This window comes from Streptomyces sp. NPDC047002, from assembly GCF_040704505.1.
In the GTDB taxonomy this organism is placed as follows: Bacteria; Actinomycetota; Actinomycetes; order Streptomycetales; family Streptomycetaceae; genus Streptomyces.
In genome coordinates this window covers 1-20,019 of the sequence record NZ_JBEYWC010000054.1, presented here as the reverse complement: position 1 = coordinate 20,019, position 20,019 = coordinate 1, and the positions used below count along the sequence as shown (strand labels likewise).

At 73.9% G+C, this 20,019-nt stretch carries 15 protein-coding genes and 2 pseudogenes; 6 read left to right on the top strand and 11 right to left on the bottom strand.

What is annotated here, in order from left to right:
- Positions 1-198: 198 nt before the first annotated feature.
- Positions 199-708 (top strand): 50S ribosomal protein L17, encoded by a 510-nt coding sequence (gene rplQ / locus AB0910_RS30620; RefSeq protein WP_366747925.1) that lies wholly within the window; start codon positions 199-201, stop codon positions 706-708.
- 121 nt (positions 709-829) lie between these two features.
- Here rplQ and AB0910_RS30615 read toward each other — a convergent pair whose 3' ends face one another.
- Both AB0910_RS30615 and AB0910_RS30610 read right to left on the bottom strand, forming a co-directional pair.
- Entirely contained in the window at positions 830-1,495 is a 666-nt protein-coding gene (locus AB0910_RS30615; RefSeq protein WP_366747924.1) for a YdcF family protein, read from the bottom strand.
- Positions 1,492-2,286 carry a GntR family transcriptional regulator gene (locus AB0910_RS30610; protein ID WP_366747923.1) on the bottom strand — a complete coding sequence of 265 codons (795 nt, stop codon included), beginning with the start codon at positions 2,284-2,286 and terminating at the stop codon, positions 1,492-1,494. Before AB0910_RS30610 ends, AB0910_RS30615 begins: the two co-directional genes overlap by 4 nt.
- 185 nt (positions 2,287-2,471) lie before the next feature.
- On the opposite strand from AB0910_RS30610, the pseudogene AB0910_RS30605 reads away from it, so the two are divergent.
- Positions 2,472-2,884: pseudogene (locus AB0910_RS30605) on the top strand (ATP-binding protein).
- 13 nt (positions 2,885-2,897) lie between these two features.
- Here the strand turns inward: AB0910_RS30605 and AB0910_RS30600 are convergent.
- Positions 2,898-3,803 carry a UTP--glucose-1-phosphate uridylyltransferase gene (locus tag AB0910_RS30600; protein ID WP_366747922.1) on the bottom strand — a complete coding sequence of 302 codons (906 nt, stop codon included), beginning with the start codon at positions 3,801-3,803 and terminating at the stop codon, positions 2,898-2,900.
- 136 nt (positions 3,804-3,939) lie between these two features.
- Here AB0910_RS30600 and truA point away from each other — a divergent pair, with 136 nt between their 5' ends.
- Positions 3,940-4,842 (top strand): tRNA pseudouridine(38-40) synthase TruA, encoded by a 903-nt coding sequence (gene truA, locus AB0910_RS30595; protein WP_366747921.1) that lies wholly within the window; start codon positions 3,940-3,942, stop codon positions 4,840-4,842.
- A 16-nt stretch (positions 4,843-4,858) separates the two neighbouring features.
- Here the strand turns inward: truA and AB0910_RS30590 are convergent, their stop codons facing one another.
- From AB0910_RS30590 to AB0910_RS30570, 5 genes are all read right to left on the bottom strand, one after another.
- A complete protein-coding gene (locus AB0910_RS30590; RefSeq protein WP_366747920.1) occupies positions 4,859-6,268 on the bottom strand; it encodes a DUF6177 family protein in 1,410 nt (469 codons plus the stop codon).
- Positions 6,269-6,290: 22 nt separating this feature from the next.
- Positions 6,291-10,442, bottom strand: coding sequence for a type VII secretion protein EccCa (gene eccCa / locus AB0910_RS30585; protein WP_366747919.1), 4,152 nt, complete (start codon positions 10,440-10,442; stop codon positions 6,291-6,293).
- Positions 10,439-11,245, bottom strand: coding sequence for a type VII secretion protein (locus AB0910_RS30580; protein ID WP_366747918.1), 807 nt, complete (start codon positions 11,243-11,245; stop codon positions 10,439-10,441). The genes eccCa and AB0910_RS30580 overlap by 4 nt, the downstream gene beginning before the upstream one ends.
- Positions 11,246-12,132: 887 nt before the next feature.
- Entirely contained in the window at positions 12,133-13,542 is a 1,410-nt protein-coding gene (gene eccD, locus AB0910_RS30575) for a type VII secretion integral membrane protein EccD (protein WP_366747926.1), read from the bottom strand.
- A 106-nt stretch (positions 13,543-13,648) separates the two neighbouring features.
- Positions 13,649-13,915 carry a hypothetical protein gene (locus AB0910_RS30570; RefSeq protein ID WP_366747917.1) on the bottom strand — a complete coding sequence of 89 codons (267 nt, stop codon included), beginning with the start codon at positions 13,913-13,915 and terminating at the stop codon, positions 13,649-13,651.
- Between the two features lie 209 nt (positions 13,916-14,124).
- Here AB0910_RS30570 and AB0910_RS30565 point away from each other — a divergent pair, with 209 nt between their 5' ends.
- Both AB0910_RS30565 and AB0910_RS30560 read left to right on the top strand, forming a co-directional pair.
- The gene (locus AB0910_RS30565) at positions 14,125-14,958 is read left to right on the top strand and encodes an MBL fold metallo-hydrolase (RefSeq protein ID WP_366747916.1); all 834 of its coding nucleotides are present in this window, start codon (positions 14,125-14,127) and stop codon (positions 14,956-14,958) included.
- Complete coding sequence (locus AB0910_RS30560; RefSeq protein WP_366747915.1) at positions 14,951-15,865, top strand: SDR family NAD(P)-dependent oxidoreductase; 915 nt, start codon at positions 14,951-14,953, stop codon at positions 15,863-15,865. Before AB0910_RS30565 ends, AB0910_RS30560 begins: the two co-directional genes overlap by 8 nt.
- A gap of 44 nt (positions 15,866-15,909) precedes the next feature.
- On the opposite strand, the gene AB0910_RS30555 is transcribed toward AB0910_RS30560, so the two are convergent.
- Entirely contained in the window at positions 15,910-16,896 is a 987-nt protein-coding gene (locus AB0910_RS30555) for an alpha/beta hydrolase (protein WP_366747914.1), read from the bottom strand.
- Between the two features lie 160 nt (positions 16,897-17,056).
- On the opposite strand from AB0910_RS30555, the gene AB0910_RS30550 reads away from it, so the two are divergent.
- Positions 17,057-17,650 carry a TetR/AcrR family transcriptional regulator gene (locus AB0910_RS30550; RefSeq protein WP_366747913.1) on the top strand — a complete coding sequence of 198 codons (594 nt, stop codon included), beginning with the start codon at positions 17,057-17,059 and terminating at the stop codon, positions 17,648-17,650.
- A 45-nt stretch (positions 17,651-17,695) separates the two neighbouring features.
- Here the strand turns inward: AB0910_RS30550 and AB0910_RS30545 are convergent, their stop codons facing one another.
- Together AB0910_RS30545 and AB0910_RS30540 are read right to left on the bottom strand one after the other, a co-directional pair.
- Entirely contained in the window at positions 17,696-18,568 is an 873-nt protein-coding gene (locus AB0910_RS30545; RefSeq protein ID WP_366747912.1) for an immunity 49 family protein, read from the bottom strand.
- Between the two features lie 12 nt (positions 18,569-18,580).
- A pseudogene (locus AB0910_RS30540) lies at positions 18,581-20,019 on the bottom strand (hypothetical protein); the annotation flags it as partial.

Here is a 20,019-nt window from a genome sequence, read left to right as displayed (position 1 = left end):
CAGGTGCGGGGGTGTTCCGGGGATCGACTCGTGCTCGGCGCGGTACACGGTGTCCTCCCCGCAGGTGCCCCGGCCGCGCGGCACCGCCGCGCACGCGGGCCGCACCCGGCCCGCACCCCGAGCCTCCGGCGGGCGACCGCTCGCCGGACCTGCCACCGGTACCTGATACGGCCGGTGCAGACATGAAGGAGAACCACCATGCCGAGGCCCACCAAGGGTGCCCGACTGGGCGGCAGCGCCGCGCACGAGAAGCTCCTGCTCTCGAACCTCGCGAAGGCGCTGTTCGAGCACGGCCGCATCACCACGACCGAGGCGAAGGCCCGCCGCCTGCGTCCCGTCGCGGAGCGCCTGATCACCAAGGCGAAGAAGGGCGACATCCACAACCGTCGCCTGGTGCTGCGCACGATCACGGACAAGAGCATCGTCCACACGCTGTTCACCGAGATCGGCCCGCGGTACGAGAACCGTCCGGGTGGCTACACCCGTATCACCAAGATCGGCAACCGTCGCGGCGACAACGCGCCCATGGCGGTCATCGAGCTGGTGGAGGCCCTGACCGTGGCCCAGCAGGCCACCGGCGAGGCCGAGGCCGCGACGAAGCGCGCGGTCAAGGAGGACGCCCAGAAGCAGGCGCCGGCCGAGACCGAGCAGGTCGAGGACGCGGCCCCGGCCGAGGACGCCAAGCCCGCCGAGGACGAGTCCAAGTAGGACAATTCCCCGCCCGGCGCGCGAGCGCCACGGGCAGGGCGAAGGCCCGCACCCCCCAGGGGGCGCGGGCCTTCGCCGCGTTCGGACGGGGGTTCACGGGCATCCCGTCCCGGCACGGGGCTCAGCGCGAAGCGGCCGGGTCCTGCACCAGACGGCTGGTGAAGCCCTGGGCCCGCAGCCGGTCGAAGGACGCGGCCACCGCGGCCGGAATGTCCTGACTGATCATGAAGCCCCGCTCGGGGTAGACCACCAGCCGGTGCTGCGCGCCGACCAGCATGTCCAGGACCAGGCGCTCATCCCCGATGGACGCGACGTACTCGCCGAGCGTCATGGGCGTGGACGCGCAGACCCAGTCGGCCTCCGGCCAGAGCTTGCGGGCGGTGGCGTACGCGCGGCGTTCCTCGTAGGGCTTGCTGACCAGCAGGACAGAGGCCACGTCGGTGCGCTGCTCGGTGAGCAGAGCCCGTGAGAAGCGGATGTTCTCGCCGGTGTTCCGCGCCCGGGGCTCCACCAGCACGGCGTCGGCCGGGACGCCCCGCTCCAGCGCGCGGCGGCGGTAGTGCTCCGCCTCGCCGAGCGGCATGCGGTCGCGCGTCGTCGCGCTGGTCGCTCCGGTGAACACGATCAGCGGCACCATGCCCTGGTGGTACAGGTCCGCGGTGGTGTCCGCCACACCCAGGTCGTGGCTGCCGAGCCCGATGCCGACCGAGCAGGGGAGTGGCTCGTGCCCCATCTGCTGGAAGTCCCAGAGACGCTGCGCGTCGGCCCAGGTCCGTTCCGAGATCATGCCTCCGGGCCTTTCCCTGGCGCCGAGTCCGGCACCTCGAAGTCGTAGGTCCACGCGAAGCGCGTCGCCGCGTGGACGCCTATGGCGAACTCGACGACCGTACCGTCAGCGGTCCACGCGGTCCGATGCAGCTCCATGACCCATTCGCCGGGGGTGAGTTGGAGCGTCCTGGCCTCCTCAGCTGCCGGTGCGCGGGCGAACAGCTCCTCCCGCATGTGGTCGATCTCGTATCCGGCGTCGAAGAGAACGCGGAAACCGCCGCCCTTGCCCGCCGGACCCGGTGCGGGGTCGACGAGTCGGGTCCCCTCGACGTGTTCCGGGCGGTAGTAGCTGGTGAGCGTGTGGGCCGGCCGGCCGTCTTCTCTGACGAGCCGCGCTCTCGCGTAGACCGGTGCGCCCTCCGGCAGCCCATGGGCTGCGGCCACGTGCGGGGAGGCTTCGACGAGGCTCACGGACTGCGTCTGGTCGCTCCTGCGGTGCGCGCGCCCGGACGCCACGCGGTCCGCGATGAACGCCACCTCGTCGCCGTCCCGCCATTTCGCCTTGTCGTACCGGGCGATCCCGAGCCGCTTCAGAGGGGCCTGCTGCCGGACCAAGGTCCCGTGTCCGCGAGAGGAGACGACGAGCCCCTCCGATTCGAGCGCCTTGTACGCCATGTGCACGGTCGACTTCGAACCTTCGCCCGCGTCGACCAGCTCCCTGATGTGCGGAAGCTGCTGGCCGGGCGCCAGATCCCCCTTACGGATCTGTTCCGCCAGCCGGTCCGCGAGGAGCCGCCACTTCGGCGCCATTCCTTCTCCCTTCAACCTCGATAGTCAAGCACAGTCCCGGGACTGCGGGCGTACGAGGAGGGGCTGTGGTGATCCACATGGCTGAGGCCGCGGGTGGGGACGCGGGGCAGCATGAGCAGGGGGAGGAGGGAGGCGCGGCCTTCGCCCTCTCGGCGGCCCGCGAGCCTCAGGCGCGGCACACGCCCCTGGCCGTGCTTTCAGGGGAACCGGTCCCCGCGGCGCGTGAGCGGTTCTACCGGCGTGAGAAGCGTTCGGTGCCTGCGGCCCGGTCGTTCGCGCGGGACGCGCTCCTGGCCTGGGGGCTCGGGACTCATGCCGACGACGTCTCCCTCTGCGTCAGCGAGTTGGCGACCAATGCCTTACTGCACGGCGTTCCGCCGGGGCGGGGGTTCCGGCTGCTGCTCGTCCGGGGCCGCGACCGGCTGACGGTCGAGGTGGACGACAGCGGGGCCGGGACCCCGGCGCCGGCGGACGCGGCCGACGGCGAGTCCGGCCGGGGCCTCCTGCTCGTGGCCGCCCTCGCGGACGACTGGGGGTGCGGGAGCGCGCGCCGGGCAAGACGGTGTGGTGCACGTGGTGGACGGTGCCCGAAGCGTAGGGGGCCCGATGGCTCAGGTCTCCGTGGGGCCGTCCAGGGTGTGGGTCATGGCGCGGAGCAGGGGGCCGTAGTCGGGGTGGGAGAGGGCTGAGGCGAACTGGGCGACCAGGTAGTCGGCGGGGTTGCCGGTGTCGTACCAGTTGCCGCGGATGACCTGGCCGTAGACGGCGTGGCTGCCGGCGTAGGCGTTGATCGCGTCCGTGAGGTAGATCTCGCCCTCGCGGTGGTCGTACCAGTGCCTGGTCTGCTCGCGCAGCTCGTCGACGATGCCGGGGGTGACGACGTAGCCGCCGATCGCGGCGAAGGCCGAGGGGGCGTCCTGGGGCGCGGGCTTCTCGACCAGGCCGGTGATGCGGAGCTGGCCGTCGCCGAGGTCCTCCTTGACGACGGGGACGCCGTAGCGGCCGGAGTCCGCCGGCTCGATGGGCAGCAGCGCGAGGACGGGGCAGCTGGTCGCCTCGTACGCGCGGATGAGCTGCTGGGCGCGCGGGACCTCGGCGACGAAGACGTCGTCGGGCCAGAGCACCAGCATGGGCTCGTCGCCGAAGTTGCGGGCGGCGTTCAGGACCGGTGTGCCGTTGCCGTACGGGCCGTGCTGGTCCAGATAGGTGATGTGGCCGAGGCGCGACAGCTCGCCGACCTCCTCGACGGCGTCCGCGTACGCGGTCTTGCCGTCCGCGCGCAGCCGCGCGACCAGGGCGGGGTTGGGCCTGAAGTGGTCCTGGATGAGGCTCTTGCCGCCGGAGACCACGATGGTGATGTCCGTGATCCCGGACGCCACCAGCTCGCGCACGGTGTGTTCGATGACCGGCTTGTCGCCGACCGGCAGCATTTCCTTCGGGATGGCCTTCGTCAGCGGCAGGAGCCGCGATCCGAGGCCCGCCGCGGGGATGACTGCCCTGCGGATGGTGGTCGCCATGCGTCCTACGCCTCTCACGGGGGTGCTGGTGGGACAGTTTGTACGCTACCGCCCGAAGCTGTCGCGGGGCTGTCCTGAGGCTGTGCGGACCGTGCGGGGCACGCCTGGGAGTATGGGGTGTGTGAGTGTGAGCGGTATGAGCAGTGAGGGCAGCGGGGGCGGTTCGGTGGGCGGGGCTTGGGTGGACGGTGGCGAGGGGCCCGCGCCGGGGTGCGTGCGGGTGCGGCTGGACCTGTCGTACGACGGTGCGGGCTTCTCCGGCTGGGCGAGGCAGCGGGAGCGCCGCACCGTGCAGGGCGAGATCGAGGACGCGCTGCGCACGGTGACCAGGTCGCCAGGGGCGTACGAGCTGACGGTGGCGGGCCGCACGGACGCGGGCGTGCACGCGCGCGGCCAGGTCGCGCACGTCGACCTGCCCGCCGAGGTGTGGGAGGAGCACCGGGACAAGCTGCTGCGGCGCCTCGCGGGGAGGCTCCCGCACGACGTGCGGGTGTGGCGCGCCGCCGAGGCGCCCGCAGGGTTCAACGCCCGCTTCTCCGCGGTGTGGCGGCGCTACGCCTACCGCGTCACCGACCACCCGGGCGGCGTCGACCCGCTGCTGCGGGGCCATGTGCTGTGGCACGACTGGACGTTGGACGTCGACGCGATGAACGACGCGTCGGCGCGGCTGCTCGGCGAGCACGACTTCGCCGCGTACTGCAAGCGCCGGGAGGGCGCGACGACGATCCGCACGCTCCAGCGCCTCGACTGGGTGCGCGGCGGCGACGGGGTGGTCACGGGCACGGTGCGCGCCGACGCGTTCTGCCACAACATGGTGCGCTCGCTGGTGGGCGCGCTGCTGTTCGTCGGCGACGGGCACCGCGGGCCCGAGTGGCCGGCGAAGGTGCTCGCCGCGGGGGTGCGGGACTCGGCGGTCCATGTCGTGAGGCCGCACGGCCTGACGCTCGAAGAGGTCGGCTACCCGCCGGACGGCCAGCTGGCGGCGCGGAACCGCGAGGCGCGCAACCGGCGTACGCTGCCGGGGAGTTCCTGCTGCTGAGGGCGTGCAGCGCGGCTCAGTCCCGGCGGCGGGCCAGATGCGTCGTGAGGATCTCCAGCGCGGCCCAGGAAGCGGCGTCGGTGCCGTCGCCCAACGGGTAGTGCAGGGCGGGCGCGCCCGCTGCGCCGAGCTGCACGGGGCGGCCGGGCAGCGGCGGTCTGCGGGCGTGCGTCAGGGTGGTCTCGGCGACCGCCGCCGAGCCCAGCGTGTACGAGACGGGGACCGGCGGCGCCTCGAAGGCGGCGGGCACGGTGAGGTCGCGGCGGGCCGCGCGCACGCCCGTCACCATCGACGCGAGGCCGTGCCGGGCGACCAGGGCCCTGGCGAGCGACTCGGCCTTGTCCAGGGGGAGTTCCTCGCCCGGGCCGTGGCCGATGGCGAGGGTGACGTCCTCCTCGACGCCCGCCGCGGTGCGGCTGATCCGCAGGACCGCGAGTGCGGGCCTGTCCCGGTGCCCGGTCACGGTGAGAAAGGTGGGGCGCGGCGCACGCTCCCTGGCGAGCTCCGTCAACTGCCGTGGCGACCAGGGCAGGTTCACGGGTTCCGCGGTGCCCCAGCCCGCGGGCGGGGCGCCGGTCAGCTCGCGCCAGGCCGCCTCGACGGAGGCGCCGACGGCGAGGCCGGCGTCCGGCGCGTGCAGGGTCCGGTAGGAGACGGTGAACTGCCGGTCGGCCGCGGGGGCGGACGGGCGGAAGGCCGGGGCCACGCGCCCCGCGCCGTCCGGGGCCGCGAGGGGCGTGAACGCGCCGTCGTGCCAGTGCAGTTCGGCGCCGGACAGGCCGTCGTAGTAGCCGGAGGAGTCCCCGACGACCCAGCGGTTCGGGTGGCCGCCGAGCGCGAGGCGCACCGGGAGGCTCAGCCGCGCGCCGGGCGGCGAGACGATCTGGAGCGCCCTGTCCGTCGCCGCGCACACCCGCAGCACGTCGGAGAGCCACGCGGACAGCGCGACGGGGGAGCGGTCGGAGATGACGACGGCGGCCTTGTCGGTGACGACGTCGACCGCGGGCAGCGCGTCGTGCGGCGCGGGCGCCGCCGCGACCCCGGACTCGACGGGCACCACGCCGAGGGTCGTCACGGCCTGCGCGGGGTGGCAGGCGCCGTCGAGCAGCAGCGCGAGGCGGCCGGCGACGGAGCCGGCGAGCGTGGCGGCCTCAGGGACTGCGGTGGACGCGCGGACCTCCGTCCACCAGACGGGTTCGGCCCGTGCCGCGTCCCGGCCGAGCAGGCGCGCCGTCTCGCCGGGCACCTGGACGAGCACGGGCGCCTCCACCGACACCAGCGGCCTGCCGCCCGTACCGGTCAGCTGGATGACGGCGCCGTCCGCGACGCTCGCCAGGTACTGGTCGGGCCCCGCCGCGTACAGGCCGGCCAACAGGCGCCAGGTGTCGGGCATCCGGCGGCTGACGACCACGATGTCCTTGGTCACGGCTTCCCGTCCTCGGTCGCGTTCACGGCTGCTCGGTGCGGGCGAGCGCGGTCTGGATCAGCCGTCCCTGGCGGCCGCGCCGTACGAGGGTGCCGCGGCCGGGCGGCTGCGGCGACGCGTACACGGAGGGGAACAACTGGCCCTCCGCGCGCTCGCCGTTCATCACGAGCGCCGCGGTGCCGGTCTCGCGCAGCGCCGTCAGGAACGGCTCGTACAGGGCGCGCGAGGAGCCGGCGACGCGCCGTGCCGCCACGAAGTGCAGGCCGATGTCCTGCGCGAACGACAGATACGGCAGGAACGGCGCGAGCGGCTGCTGCCCGGCCGTCGTCAGGATGTCGTAGTCGTCGACGAGGACCACGATCCGCGGCCCGGTGAAGGGGGCGTCGCCCGGCGCGGGGCCCGCGGCGCCGTCCGGCCCCTCGGGCCCCTCGCCGGGCAGCCGCTTCTCCAGCTCCTTCGCGATGCCCGCGGCGAGCGCGCCCGCCAGCTTCGTGTTGTGCGCGTAGCCGCCGCGGTACGGCTCGGGCACCGCGTCCCTGAGGCCGCGCCGCGGGTCGAAGACGGCGAAGACCAACTCGTCGTCGGGGTACCGGTCGACGAGTTCGTGGGCGACGAGCCGCAGCAGGTTCGTCTTGCCGCACTCGTCGTCGCCGAGCACCACCAGGTGCTGGTCCCTGCCGAACAGGTCGAGCAGGACGGGCGCCAGGGTGTCCTGGTCCACACCGATCGGCGCCCTGCGCGGCTCTGCCGCGGGCGACGGCAGCTTCGCCGCGGCCAGCCGCGTCGGCAACACGCGTACGGGTGCGGCGAGTTCACCGTGCCAGGTGTCGCGCACGGTGCGGGCGGCCTCGTCGAGCGCCGCGGCGAGCCCGGCCGCGGTGGCGCGCCCGTCGACGCGGGGCAGCGCGGTCTGCGCGAACAGCTTCGTGTCGGTGAGGGCCCTGCCGTGCTCCTGCGGCCCGATGGTCTGGGCGAGTTTGCGGTCCACGGCCGAGTCCGCCGGGTCGCCGAGGCGCAGTTCGACCCTGCTGCCGAACATCGACTGGTTCGCCAGCCGCACGTCGTTCCAGCGCAGCATCGACACGACCACGTGCACGCCGTAGCCGCCGCCGCGCTTGAGCAGGTCGGTGACCGCGTCGTCCAGGGCGTCGAACTCGTCGCGCAGCGTGCCGTACCCGTCGATCAGGAGGACCACGTCGGTGGCGGCGAGCCCCGCAAGCCTGCCCTCGGCGCGCAGCTGCCGCAGCTGGTCCACGGAGTCGATGGCGTGCTCGCGGAACAGCTGCTCGCGCTGGGCGAGCATCGCCCGCACCTCGGCGACGGTGCGCGCGCACCGCTCCCGGTCGGCGCGGCCCGCGACGCCGCCGACGTGCGGCAGCCCGGCGAGCGCGGTCAGACCGCCGCCCATCAGGTCGAGGCAGTACACGGCCACGTCGCGCGGGGTGTGGGTGAGCGCGAGCGACAGGGCGAGCGTGCGCAGCAGTGTCGTCTTGCCGGCCTGCGGGCCGCCGATCACCGCGGTGTGGCCGCCCGCGACGGTCAGGTCGTGCACCCAGGGCCCGCGCCACTGCTTCGCCGGGTCGTCGAGCACCCCGAGGGGCACCCGCAGTGTGCCGGGCCGCTGCGCCAGGTGCAGGCCGTGCTCGGACACCGAGACAGGGCCCGCCGCCTCGTCGAGCGTCAGCGCTTCTGGCAGCGGCGGCAGCCAGATCCTGCGCACCGGCTCGCCCGCGCCGCGCAGCCCGTCCACCATCACGGAGAGCACGGTGGGCCCGGTCTCCCGCGCGGTGGCGACGCGTTCGGGCCCGGCGTCCTCGGCGTCCCCGGCGCTCTCGTCGGCGGCCGCCTCCCCGCCGCCGAACAGCCCGCCGCCCAGCGCCGCCGAGGTGTTGAACGTCGGGTAAGGGACGGCACGCGGCCCCTCCTCGGCCGCGTCCCGCACCGTCGGGCCGCGGTGCGCGCCGGAGACGTAACCTGCCTTGAACCGCGTGTATGTGGACGTGTCGACCTTCAGATAGCCGAAGCCAGGCAGCGGCGGCAGCAGGAACGCGTCCGTGGTGTCGAGGACCGTGCGGGACTCGTCGGCGGAGAAGGTGCGAAGGCCGAGCCGGTACGACAGGTAGGTGTCGAGGCCCTTCAGCTTGCCGCCCTCGATGCGCTGGCTCGACAGCAGCAGATGGACGCCGATCGACCGGCCGATCCGGCCGATCGACAGGAACAGGTCGATGAACTCCGGCTTGGCGGTGAGCAGTTCACCGAACTCGTCGATGACGACGAACAGGTGGGGGAGCGGTTCCAGCCCCCGCCCCGGGTGCTCGGCGCGCACCGCCGCGTACTGGCCGATGTCGGCGAGGTTGCCCGCGTCCTTCAGCACCTGCTGGCGGCGCTTGACCTCGCCGGCGAGGCTCGTGTGGACGCGCTCGACCAGGCCCGCCTGGTTCTCCAGGTTGGTGATGACGCCGGCGACGTGCGGCAGCCCGTCGAACGGCGCGAACGTCGCACCGCCCTTGTAGTCCACCAGCACCAGCGCCAGGTCCTCCGGCGGATGCGTCGCCACCAGCGCGAGCACCAGCGTGCGCAGCAGCTCCGACTTGCCCGAGCCCGTCGCCCCCACGCACAGGCCGTGCGGGCCCATGCCGAGCTGCGAGGACTCCTTCAGGTCGAGCAGCACGGGCGCGTGCCGGTCGTCCACCCCGATCGGCACCCGCAGGAAGTCGCGCTCGCCGCGCGGCGCCCACAGCCGCGCCACGTCGAGCGCGCCCGGATCGTCCACGCCGAGCAGCGCGGGGAAGTCGACGGGACCTGCGACGGGGCCCGTGCCGTCGGCCGCGGACTCCGGGGACAGCCGCAGCGGCGCGAGCAGTCGGGCGATGCCCTCGGCACCCGCCGCCGTCACCTCGTCCGCGGTGCCGTGGACGGCGCCGGGGTCGCCGGGGACGAGCGCCTCGGCCCGCCCGGCGGCTCCCGCCGCCGCGGGCCGCGGCGCGGGGACGCGGGCGCCGGGCGTGCCCTGCCCCGCCTCGCGCGGCCGCAGGTCGCGCACGGACACCCGGTCGCCGTCCACCACGATCCGCACCGCGACCTCGTCGGGCTCGTGCACCTGCTCCGCCAGCAGGTGCACCACCGTCACGCCCATCTCGCGCAGGCCCACCGCCACGTCGGGGCGCGGGAGTTCGACGGCCGGGCCGCCGTGCTCGTCGCTGAGGACGAGCAGCCGCCCCGCGAGCCGCAGCGCGCGCTCGTCCGCCAGGCCGCGCCGCACCTCGGCCGCGTACGAGGCACGGCGCGCCAGGTCGCGCCGCAGCACCCGCGCCAGCTGCGGCGGCGAGGGCGCGAAGCGGCGCGCTGCCGAGGGCCCGTCCTGCTCCTGCGGCTCCAGCACGTGCGGCAGCCATTTGGCCCACTCCCAGTCGGGGAGCCGGTCGCCCGGCACGGACACCGCGACCGCGACGTCCTCAGGTGCGTGCAGCGCGGCCGTCTGCACCAGCAGCGCACGCGCGATCCGCAGCACGTCGTCCCGCGTGCCGATCACACTGATGTCGCCCGCGCGGTCGAGCGGCACCGTCAGCGGGAAGTCCGAGACGCGGGAGAACCTGGCGAGCAGCGCGTTCGCCTCGTTCAGCATGAACGGGTCGGGCGGCGTCAGCACACCGGAGGCGCCCGCGCCGATCGCGAGATCGTGCACCGGCACGTCGCCCGTGCCGATCCGCACCCGCAGGAAGTCCCGGTCCAGGCGCCTGCGTTCCCAGGCGCGCGCCGGGTCCCGCACGATGTCGTAGAGGGCGCCGGGCGGCGGGTCGAGCAGCAGCGCCTGCTCCCGCAGGCGCTGCTCGGACGCGCCCAACTCCTCGCGCAGGCCCTCCAGATACTCCAGATAGCGCTCGCGCTGGGTGCGGCGCAGCCGCTGCGCCTTGCCGCGCTGCGACCAGTACAGGGTGAGCGCGCCCGCCAGCGCGATCACCAGCACGATCGCGCCGACCGCGGCGAACTGGCTGTTGCGGATGACCGTCATCATCACGACGGAGCTCATCACGCCGACCATCGGCAGCAGCGCCGTCGCGGGGCTGCCCGCGCGCCCCTCCGGCAGGTTCGGCGGTGCCTCCACCACCCGGGTGCCCGCGGCTTCGAGCGGCCGGGAGCCGCGGGCGGGGCGGTGGACGACCCGCTGGGTCACCGGGGCGCCCCTGCGGAGTGCCGGCGCACCGCGCGGTCCAGCGCGTGCGCGGCGAGCGTGGTCGCGGCCAACCGGGTCCGCGCGCCCAGCAGTTCGGTGCGCAGGGCACCGCCGCCCGCGAGGTGCCTGTCGTACGGCAGCACGATGACCTCGGCGCCCGTGGCCCGCAGCTCGGCGGCCGCGCGCTCCGTGTCCAGCACCTGGTGCGGCGCCACGCAGGTCAGCGCGACGACCGTGCTCGGCAGCACCGGCACGGGCAGCGACGCCATCCAGTCGAGCACCGCACGGGTCGACGCCACGCCCTCGACGGTCGCGGGCGCGGCGAGCACCCGGGTGTGCGCGGTGTCCAGCGCGGTGCGCGCCACCTCGCCCGGCACGCTCTCGCAGTCCACCACCGTCACCGCGAAGTACCTGCGCAGCGCGACCATCACCGTGCGGTAGGCGGGCACGTCGATCCGCGCGCCCACGTCGCCCTTGCTGCCGGGCAGCAGCCAGCCGCCGTCGTCGAGCGGCACCAGGTACCCGGTCACGTCCGTGAGCCGCATCGACGGTTTGACGATCCCCGCGAGGTCGGCCGTGGTCCACCGCACGGGCCCCGCGCCGAGCCGCCCGGCCAGCGTGCCGAGCGCGGCGTCCGCCTCCAGGGTGAGCACGGGGTCGTGCCGGTAGTGGTTGAACGTACGGCTCAGCAGCGCGGCCACGGTCGTCTTGCCCGAGCCGCCGCGGATGCTCGTCACGACGATGTGGCGCCCGGTGGTCACCGGCTGCTGCACCCGCTCGGCGAGCCCCGTCGCGTCGCTCACCGCACGCGCTGCGGACGACCCGAGCGCGGCGCGCAGCGCCCGCAGCGTCCGGGTCGCGAGCGGATCCCCGTGCAGCGGCCGCGGCGCGGGACGCGGGGTGCGCGGCGTCTGGGGCGTGGGGAGCGGCGGCAGCGGGGCCTGCGGCGCGGGCTGCTGCTGCGGGAGCTGCTGGTACGGGGAGTGGTGGTGCGAGGGCTGCTGGTACGCGGGCTGCTGCTGCGGGGGCAGGGCCGGGGGCTGCGGCTGGGCCGCGGTGTGCGCGTACGGGTACGGGTACGGGGCGGGCTGCGCGGCGGGCGGTTGAGCAGGGGCGGGGCTCGCGGGGGCGCCGGGCCTCGGAGGCGTATCCGCTGCCGCGTACGGAGGCGTACGGGGGGAGGGGGCGGAGGCGGCGGTGGGTGCGGCCTGGGCCGCGGGGCCGGAGCTCGATGTGGCGGGGCGGGGGGCCGGGCGCGAGGCGGGCCCGGAGCCTTGCCCGGGGGCCGGTGCGGCGGGGTCCGAGGGGGGCCCGGGAGCGGGGGCGGGGGTGGGCTCGGCGTCCGACGCGGAACGGGGGGACGCGGGCTCCGGCGCGGCGGGGGCCGGTTCCGGGTTCCGCGCGGGCTCCTGTGCGGACTTCGGTGCGGCGGAGGCGGATCCGGGCACCCGCGCGGCGGGCGCGGCACCGGGCTCCTGCGCTTCTGGCGCCCCCGACGACTTCGGTGCTCCTGGTGTACCCGGTGTCGCCGGCGCCTTCGGTGTCCCCGGCGCCCCCGATGGCTCTGGCGCCCCCGACACCTTTGGCGCTCCCGGCGCCCCGGGGCCCGCCGGGGCGCCGTCCTCGTTCGCGGGCCCGGTGAGGTCGTTCAACACGCCCGACTGCCAGTCGTCTTTCGTCATGCTTCCCCCTAGGCGAATGTGCCGAGCAGTCGGCCGTACACGCCGAACACCCCTATGAGCAGCGGGAACAGGGCGATCACCCCGGCCGACTCGGCCGCGTCGCCCAGGCGGCGCAGCCGGACGCCGACGTGTTCGGGCAGCCGCCCCGCCAGCATCAGCAGCGGCACCACCGCGAGCGCCACGAGCACCGCGAGAGCGCCCGCGGAGCCGGACCGCGCCGACCACACCAGCACGCCGCGCACCACCACGGCCGCCGCCGCGAGCAGCAGCGCCACGACCTCGGCGACCAGCGGGAACGCCCGCGACCTCAGCGCCAGTACGCACGCCGTGACCACCACGAGCGGCACCGTCCACGCGGTCGGCTCCCGCAGCGCGAGCGCGGCGGCGACCGCGGCGGAGCCCGCGAGCACCACCGTGGCCAGCGTCAGGCCGCGGTGGGTGGCGCTCAGCGCCGCGGCGACCCGGTAGCGGCTCACCGAGAGGCCGCGCGAACGCCGGTCGTCGAGCGAGGTGAGCCCCGCCGACATCAGCGCGAGACGCGGCAGCAGCCCGAGCAGCACCACCGACACGACCGCGAGCACCGCGCCCGTGCGCGCCTGCTGCTGCGCGCTGACCGCGCCGTCCTGCGCGGCGGCCACCGCCTCCCACACCACGGCCGTCGCGCCGACCGCCGCGGCGCCGAGCAGCCCGCCCCGCCCGAGCGGCGAGCACCAGCACAGCAGGAGCAGCGCGAGCACCAGCGCCGCGGCGACCGCGGCGAGCAGCGCGGCGCCGCCCGCGTCGAACGCGTCCGCCAGCGTCCATGCGCCGAGCACCACCGCGACCCCGGACGTGGCGCTCAGCGCCGTCGCCGTACCGCGGTGGCCGAGCCGCCAGGTGAGCGCGCCGCCGCCGGCCAGCACGGCCGCGACGGCCAGCAGTGCGGCGGCGACGGTCGACGGCGCGTAGGCGGCCCGCGCGAGCAGCCCGGCCGCCAGCGCCCAGCCGGCCATCGCCGCACCGGCCGTGGCGCGCCCGGCCCGCGCGTCCCAGCGCCATGTCCGTACGTCCAGATCGCCCGCGACCTCGTCGGTCACGTCGTGCACCACCGGCGCGGACGGCGCGTCCTGCGCCCGTACGAGCCGCAGCACGGCGCCGTCCTGCACCCCGCACGACTCCAGCGTGCCGTCCTGCGGCAGCACGGAACCGTCGGAGAAGACGAGTTGGCGCAGCAGCGGCTGCGCCGCCACCCGGTCGTCGAGCAACCGGATGATGTCGGGCAGCAGCCGGCCGACCGGCTCGTCGGACGGCAGTACGAGATCCATCCGGCGCCGCGCGCCCACCAGCGTGACCCGGCTCACGGGCGAGGCACCGCCGCCGGGCGCCTTCCCGCGCCCGCCGACCGCCGTGCCCCGCTTGGCTATGTCCACCGCCCCCATGTCCACCACGCCCCGAAGCTACCAAAGCCCCGGTGACTTGTCCGTCCCCGGAAGGCCCCTGCCGCGCCCCGGCGCGTGTCCGCCGTCTCGGACGGTGCGCCGCCGCTCAGTGCCGCGCCGGCGTCGCCGGTGCCGTGGTGGTCTGCCCTGTGGGCGAGTTCAGCTGCCCGAGCAGCCGGTGCGAGATGAACGACCAGCCCACGCACCCCGCGCACAGCACGGCCGCGATCACCAGACCCGCGACGACCTTCCCCACCCGCTCGTCCGCGGTGCGCCGGGCCCGCTGCGCCCCGAACAGCAGCGCGTCCCGCATACGGCGCCGCCGCACCGAGACGGATTCGAGGAGCTGGCTGTCGTAGTCCTGTGCGGCCATGGGGCGTTACCTGCCGGTCGGGAGCGGGCGCGCGCCGAGACGGCTGCCGGCGCGAACCCAGTCTGCCGACCGGAAGGAGCCCGCAGCAACCCCGCGGCCCGCCCGCCCCGGGGCCGGGCCGACCGGCCCGGAGCCGGCCCAAGGGGGCCAGTACGCTCAACTCTCGCCGCAGTCAACCGCCTTGGGCGACACAACCGAAGGGCTCACCGATGAAAGTGCACCACCTCAACTGCGGGACGATGAACATGCGCTCCTATCCCATGGTCGCGCATGTGCTGTGTGTGGAGACCGACCGGAGCGGTGTGGTGCTCGTCGACACCGGCTTCGGCCTCAAGGACATCGAGGACCCGGTCGGCCGGATCGGGTTCATGCGGCACGTGATCAGGCCGGTCCTCGATCCCGAGGAGACCGCCGTACGGCAGGTGCGGCGCCTGGGCCTGAAGCCCGAGGACGTGCGCCACATCGTCGTGACGCACCTGGACTTCGACCACGTCGGAGGGCTCGCCGACTTCCCGCACGCCGAGATCCACACCACCGCGGCGGAGGTCCTGGGCGCCGTGCGCGCGCCGACACGGCGCGAACGCCTGCGGTACCAGGCGGCGCAGTGGGCCCACGGCCCGCTGTTCGTCGAGCACAGCGCCGACGGCGAGGGATGGCGCGGGTTCCCCGCCGCGCAGGAGCTGACGGACATCGCACCGGGGATCGTGCTGGTGCCCATGCCGGGCCACTCGCGGGGCCATACGGGCGTCGCCGTCGACACCGGCGAACGGTGGCTCCTCCACTGCGGTGACGCCTTCTACCACTGGGGGACCCTGGACGGGCGCGCCAGAGTGCCGGTCCCCGTACGGCTGATGGAGCGAGCGGCGGCCCACCGCCACCGCCTTCTCCTGGAGAACCAGGAACGCCTCGCCGAGCTGCACCGGCGCGGCGATCCCGGCCTGCGCATCGTCTCCGCCCACGACCCCGACGACCTGGAGGAGTGCCGCAGCCACGCCACGGCGTCCGGCGGCACAGAGGCGGGGAGGACCGGCTCCCATGGCTGAGGACACCCACGCAGGACGGCCCGCCTCCGACGCGCGCCCCTCTGCGTACGGCGCGAGCGTCGTCGTCACCGGAGCGGGCTCCGGCATAGGCCGCGCGACCACCCGCTTCCTCGTCGGCGCCGGCTTCCACGTGTACGCGGGGGTACGGCGGCGGGCGGGCGCCGCCGAGCTGAGCGCGGAACTCCCGCCCGACGGCTGCACGCCCGTCCTGCTCGACGTGCGCGACGAGGCAGCCGTGGCGGACGCCGCCGACGAGATCGCGGGCCGGCTGGGCGGCAGCCGGCTGAAGGCCGTGTGCAACGCCGCCGGGATCGTCACCAACGGCCCCCTCGCCGACCTGGGTGCGGACACGTTCACCGACGTGCTGGCGACCAACCTCGTCGGCACCCACAACGTGACCCGGGCACTGCTGCCGCTCCTGGGCCCAGGAAGCCGCGTCGTCAACGTGGGCTCGGCCAGCGGGGTCAGGACCCTCCCCTTCACCGGCGCCTACTCGGCGAGCAAGTTCGGCCTCGAAGCGCTCAGTTCGGCCATGCGCATGGAGTACGCCGCCCTCGGCATCCGGGTGTCCGTGATCGCCCCGGGAATGATCGACACGCCGATGGCAGCGGCCATTCAGGACGAACTCGGAAAGCCGCCGTCGCTCGCGGTCTACGAGAAGCCCCTCGGACGCTTCCTCGACAGGTCCGTCCGCGCCACCAGGGACGGCATACCGGTCGAGCGGGTGGTGCGGTGCGTACACCGGGCCGTCACCGCGAAGAACCCGGCACCGCGCTACGACCTCCACCACAGTTTCCTTCAGGACGCCGTGCTGATGCGGCTGCTGCCGGTCAGGGTCAGGGAGAAGGTCGTACGCCGGGTCCTCGGGCTCGCCCCGCCCGCGGCGCCGGTCCCTCCCCCCGCCTGACCACCCGCTGCTCCCCGGCCGTCCAGTGGCGGCCCCTGCGGGTGTCAGGCGCGGTCGGCGAGGAAGTCGGCCACCGCGGCGGCGACGGCCTCGGGCTGCTCGTCGGGGATGAAGTGTCCCGCGTCCGGCACGATGACGCGCGTGGTGTGTTCGGCCCACGGGCTGAGGGAGGCGGCCATGTCGGGAACGGAGCCGTGGCTGCTGGAGATGCCGAGAACCGGCACGGCCAGGCGCCGCGCCATGAGCGCTGCGCGGTTCCTGCGCGCCGACTCCGCTGCCTCCCGGTAGTACGCGAGGCAGGCGCGCAGGCCGCCGTCGGCGGCGACGGCCGCGGCGTAGTGGTCGACCTCGGCGTCGTCGAACGTGCCGGGAGACAGGGCCTTCGCCCGCAGGAACCAGCCGACGTACTCGCGTTCGCGGCCGGCGAGCAGCGCCTCCGGCAGGCCGGGCACGACGTGGAACGCGAAATGCCAGGTCTTCCACGCCCGGTCCGGGTCGGTGGGGATCGACTCCGGGAGAGTGATACCGGGAATCCCCGCGTCGAGCAGGGCGACCCCGCGCAGCCGGCTCCCGAAGCCGAGGGCGAGGGAGAAGGCGACCCAGGCGCCGATGTCGTGGGCGACCAGCGAGTAGGCCGACACCCCGAGCGCCCGCACGGCCGCGTGGACGCGTGCGGCGGCCGTGTGCGTGTCGTAGCCGCGCTCCGGGCGCTCGGAGTGACCCTGCCCCGGCAGGTCGACCGCGATGACGTGGAACCGCTGGGCGAGGCCGGGCAGCACCTTCCGCCAGGCCCACCAGGTCTGCGGAAAGCCGGCGAGCAGGACGACGGCAGGCGCACCCGGCCGTCCGCCTTCGACGGCATGAAGGCGGACCCCGTCCGCCTCGACCCAGCGGTGGTTGAACCCGTCCAACTGCCGCAGAGGCACCCCGCGCACAGGATTGCCTTCGGAGCCGGAGCCGGAGCCGGAGCCGGAGCCGGAGCCGGAGCCGGAGCCGGAGCGGTGTGGAGTGCTGGTCGCTGGGCCGGTCATGGGGTCCCCCATCGGTGTCACGTGTGCGGTCGGGGCGGTGGAGCCGACGGCGGTGGCCCTGGCCGCGTCCGCAGGCTAGCACATCTTGAACTAATCAGTTCAAGATAGAATGATGCGCGACACGGCCCGGACCATCGACGCATCGGCAAGGAAGTCCCGCGTGGCAGGCAAGAAGCAGTTCGACATGGACGCGGCGGTCGACGCCGCGGTGATCCAGTTCTGGCGCGACGGATACGCCGACACCTCACTGGACGACCTGTCTCAGGCGACCGGCCTGAACCGCAGTTCCATCTACTCCTCGCTCGGCGCCAAGGACACGCTGTTCCTGCGCTGCCTGGAGCGCTACGCCGCGCGCTACGGCGAGAAGTACGACGCCGCCCTGTCGTGCGCGGCCTCGGATCCCGTCGCCGCCGTCCGCGCGTTCTTCGACGTCACCCTCGACCGCATCGCCGACCCCGAGCTGCCTGACGGATGCCTGATCGCCCAGTCGGCCATGGTGATCCCCGTGCTGAGCCCGAGCATCGCGGCGCACGCCAGGCAGGCGCTCGGCTCCCAGCGCCTGCGCCTGCGCACCGCCCTGAAGGCCGGCCGGCTGGCCGACGAGGACGCCGAGGCCTTCGCCGTACACGCGGCGGCCGTGAACCAGTCGCTCGCCGTCATGAGCAGGGCCGGCACGAGCCCGGGGCAGCTCCGGGCCGTCGTGGGCGTCACCCTCGACGCGCTGTCGCAGGCGCGGGGCGCGTCCCGCACCTGATCCGCCCACCGGGCCGCAGCAGGCGACGAGCCGGGGAGAACTCTGTCAGGTGGGGAATTCGCCGAGCCAGCTGCGTTGGACGAGGTGGTGGGGGAGGTAGTCGGAGGTGACGTTGAGGGGGAATTCGCCGTCGTGGGCGAGGCAGGTGATGGCGAGGGGACCGAGGGCGACGTTGGCAGAGGGGTCATCCTCTCGGTCTTCGTCTGCTGTCCAGTAGGTCTTGTGGTATTCGAGGGCTTCGTAGAGGGCTTTGTTGTAGCCGTCGGTGTCGTGGGTGACGAAGCGGTGGAAGAGGTTGATGGGTTGGTAGAGGATCTGGTTGAGGAGGTCTTTGGGGGCGATGGTGGCGGTGTCGGGGTGGGAGAGCTGGATGGTGCGGGTGAGTTTTTCTGCGACGCCGGGGCGGCGGAGCCAGTAGGCCTGGAGGGTGTCGACCCATTGGAAGGCGTATTCGTCCAGTTCCCAGCCGGTTTCGCGTTGTGATTGGCGGAAGAGGTCGAGGGGGACTTCGCAGAGTTGGGTCATGCGTTTCTGGTCGCGGCAGATGATGGCGAACCAGAAGGCGGTGAGCCAGTTGCCGGGGTCGACGCAGTCCACGGCGCCGATGGCACCGATGGTGCGGATTTCGTGGTTGATGCGGGCTTCGATCGTGGTGCCCGGGGGTGCGGTGGCGGCGGCGAAGAGTGCGGAGCCGATCTGCATGGCGGTGACGACGGCCTCCCACGTCTCGATCTCCGCCGCACGCGGGTCGATCAGGCAGCGGGCCTGAACGTGGAGCTCCGCGCTGGACAGCGTAGAGCCGAAGAAAGACGGGTCTCGTACCAGGTAGCCGATGCCCTCTTCGACACTTTCGCCCAGCATGGCGGCGTAGTTCTCGGCGTTCGGGTGGGGGCCGTAGTGTCGGCTGACCTCGACCATGTCTGAGTGCTCCTAGGGCTTGCTTATGTCGAATGTGCGCATGGAGTAGCCGGCGTGCTGTCCGACCACCTTGCCATCTTCCAGTATCTTCTCCGGCATGCCCTTGACGACGACGTAATGGAGTTTGCCTTCGGCGAGGGCTCGACGCAGGTTTTGGGCAAGTTTGAGTTCGGATGGCTCTTTGATGCCGCGCTTCTCCATGATGCGAACTATGTCGTCGAAGTACTTCCTGGTCCCCTGTGATACACGCTGGCCGTTCGGCAGATTGCGTGCCCCCAGGTCCGTCTTGAGGCTGCTCTTCGCCTCGACCACCACGTAGCCGCCGTCCTTGAGACGCCATACCTGGTCGAACTGGTCGTTTCCGTTGCGGGGACCGTGGAGTGTTTCCTGTTCCGCCACGTCGAAGTGTTCCGGTATGGCGTGGTGCGCGGCCACCATCTCGCCGTAGTGCTCGCTCGCATCGGTCATGGCCTTGTGCAGGGGCGTGTGCTCTGCGCGGGCTGCTTCGTAGGCCGATTGGTGCTCCGGCGAGGCGTTGTGCTCCAGCGTCTCCCTGAGGTGCTGGAGCGGCTCGTGCTTGGGCGTGTCCGCGTCGATGGCCGTCTGGCGTTCGTGGGCGCTGTCGTTGAGCAGGTCGTGCGTGTGGTGGTCGAGGTTCTCTGTGCCGTAGCGCGCCCCGTCGTCCAGGTAGTCCGGCTTGAGGGCCGGCGGCGCGTCCGAGACAGCGACCCAGGGGCCGTGCCCGTCCGGCCTGACCAGCTGCGGGGGAGTGAGCCCTGTCTCGTCCGCCAGGTCCAGGTTCTTCCTCGTGCCGTTCGAGCGGTAGTACTTCTTGAAGTACTCCGGGTCGTGGTTGGCGCGGTGGACCTGTTGGTCGAGTATCTCGCGGTAGGGGTGGCCGGGTTCGCCGTCGGGGTGGGTGCCCGGGGGTTCGTGGTCCGGTGTGGTCGGGTCGTGGGGTGGTGGCGTGGCGGGGTCGTGGGTGAGTGGGGGGTGGGGTGCGTCGTGGGTGGGGCCGCTGGGGGTGTGGCCTGCGGGGCCTGTGGGGGTGTGGGAGGCGTTGCCTGTCGGGGTGTGGTTGCCGCCGGTGTGGTTGCCGCCGGTGGGGGTGTGGTCTGTGGGGGTGTGTTCTGCTGGCGGTTGGTGGCTGCGGGTGGGTGGGGTGTGGGCTGCGGTGGGGGTGTGGGGCGGGGTGTGGGTGTCTTGGGGGAGGTGGTTGGGGGTGGTGTCGGGGGTGTGGGGGGTGTCGTGGGGGAGGTGAGGGGGGTCGTGGGGGGTGGTGAGGCGGAGGGGTGGGGTGGTGGTGGGAGGGTGGGCAGCCGCGGCTGCGGTGTCGGGGGTGTGGGGTGCGCCGACGAGGGCGGGTTCGGGGGTGGGGGTGTCGGGGGGTGTGATCTGGGCGCCGTCGGCGCGTTCGGCCGCGGTGGGTTCCTTGGGGGCGGGCAGCTCGT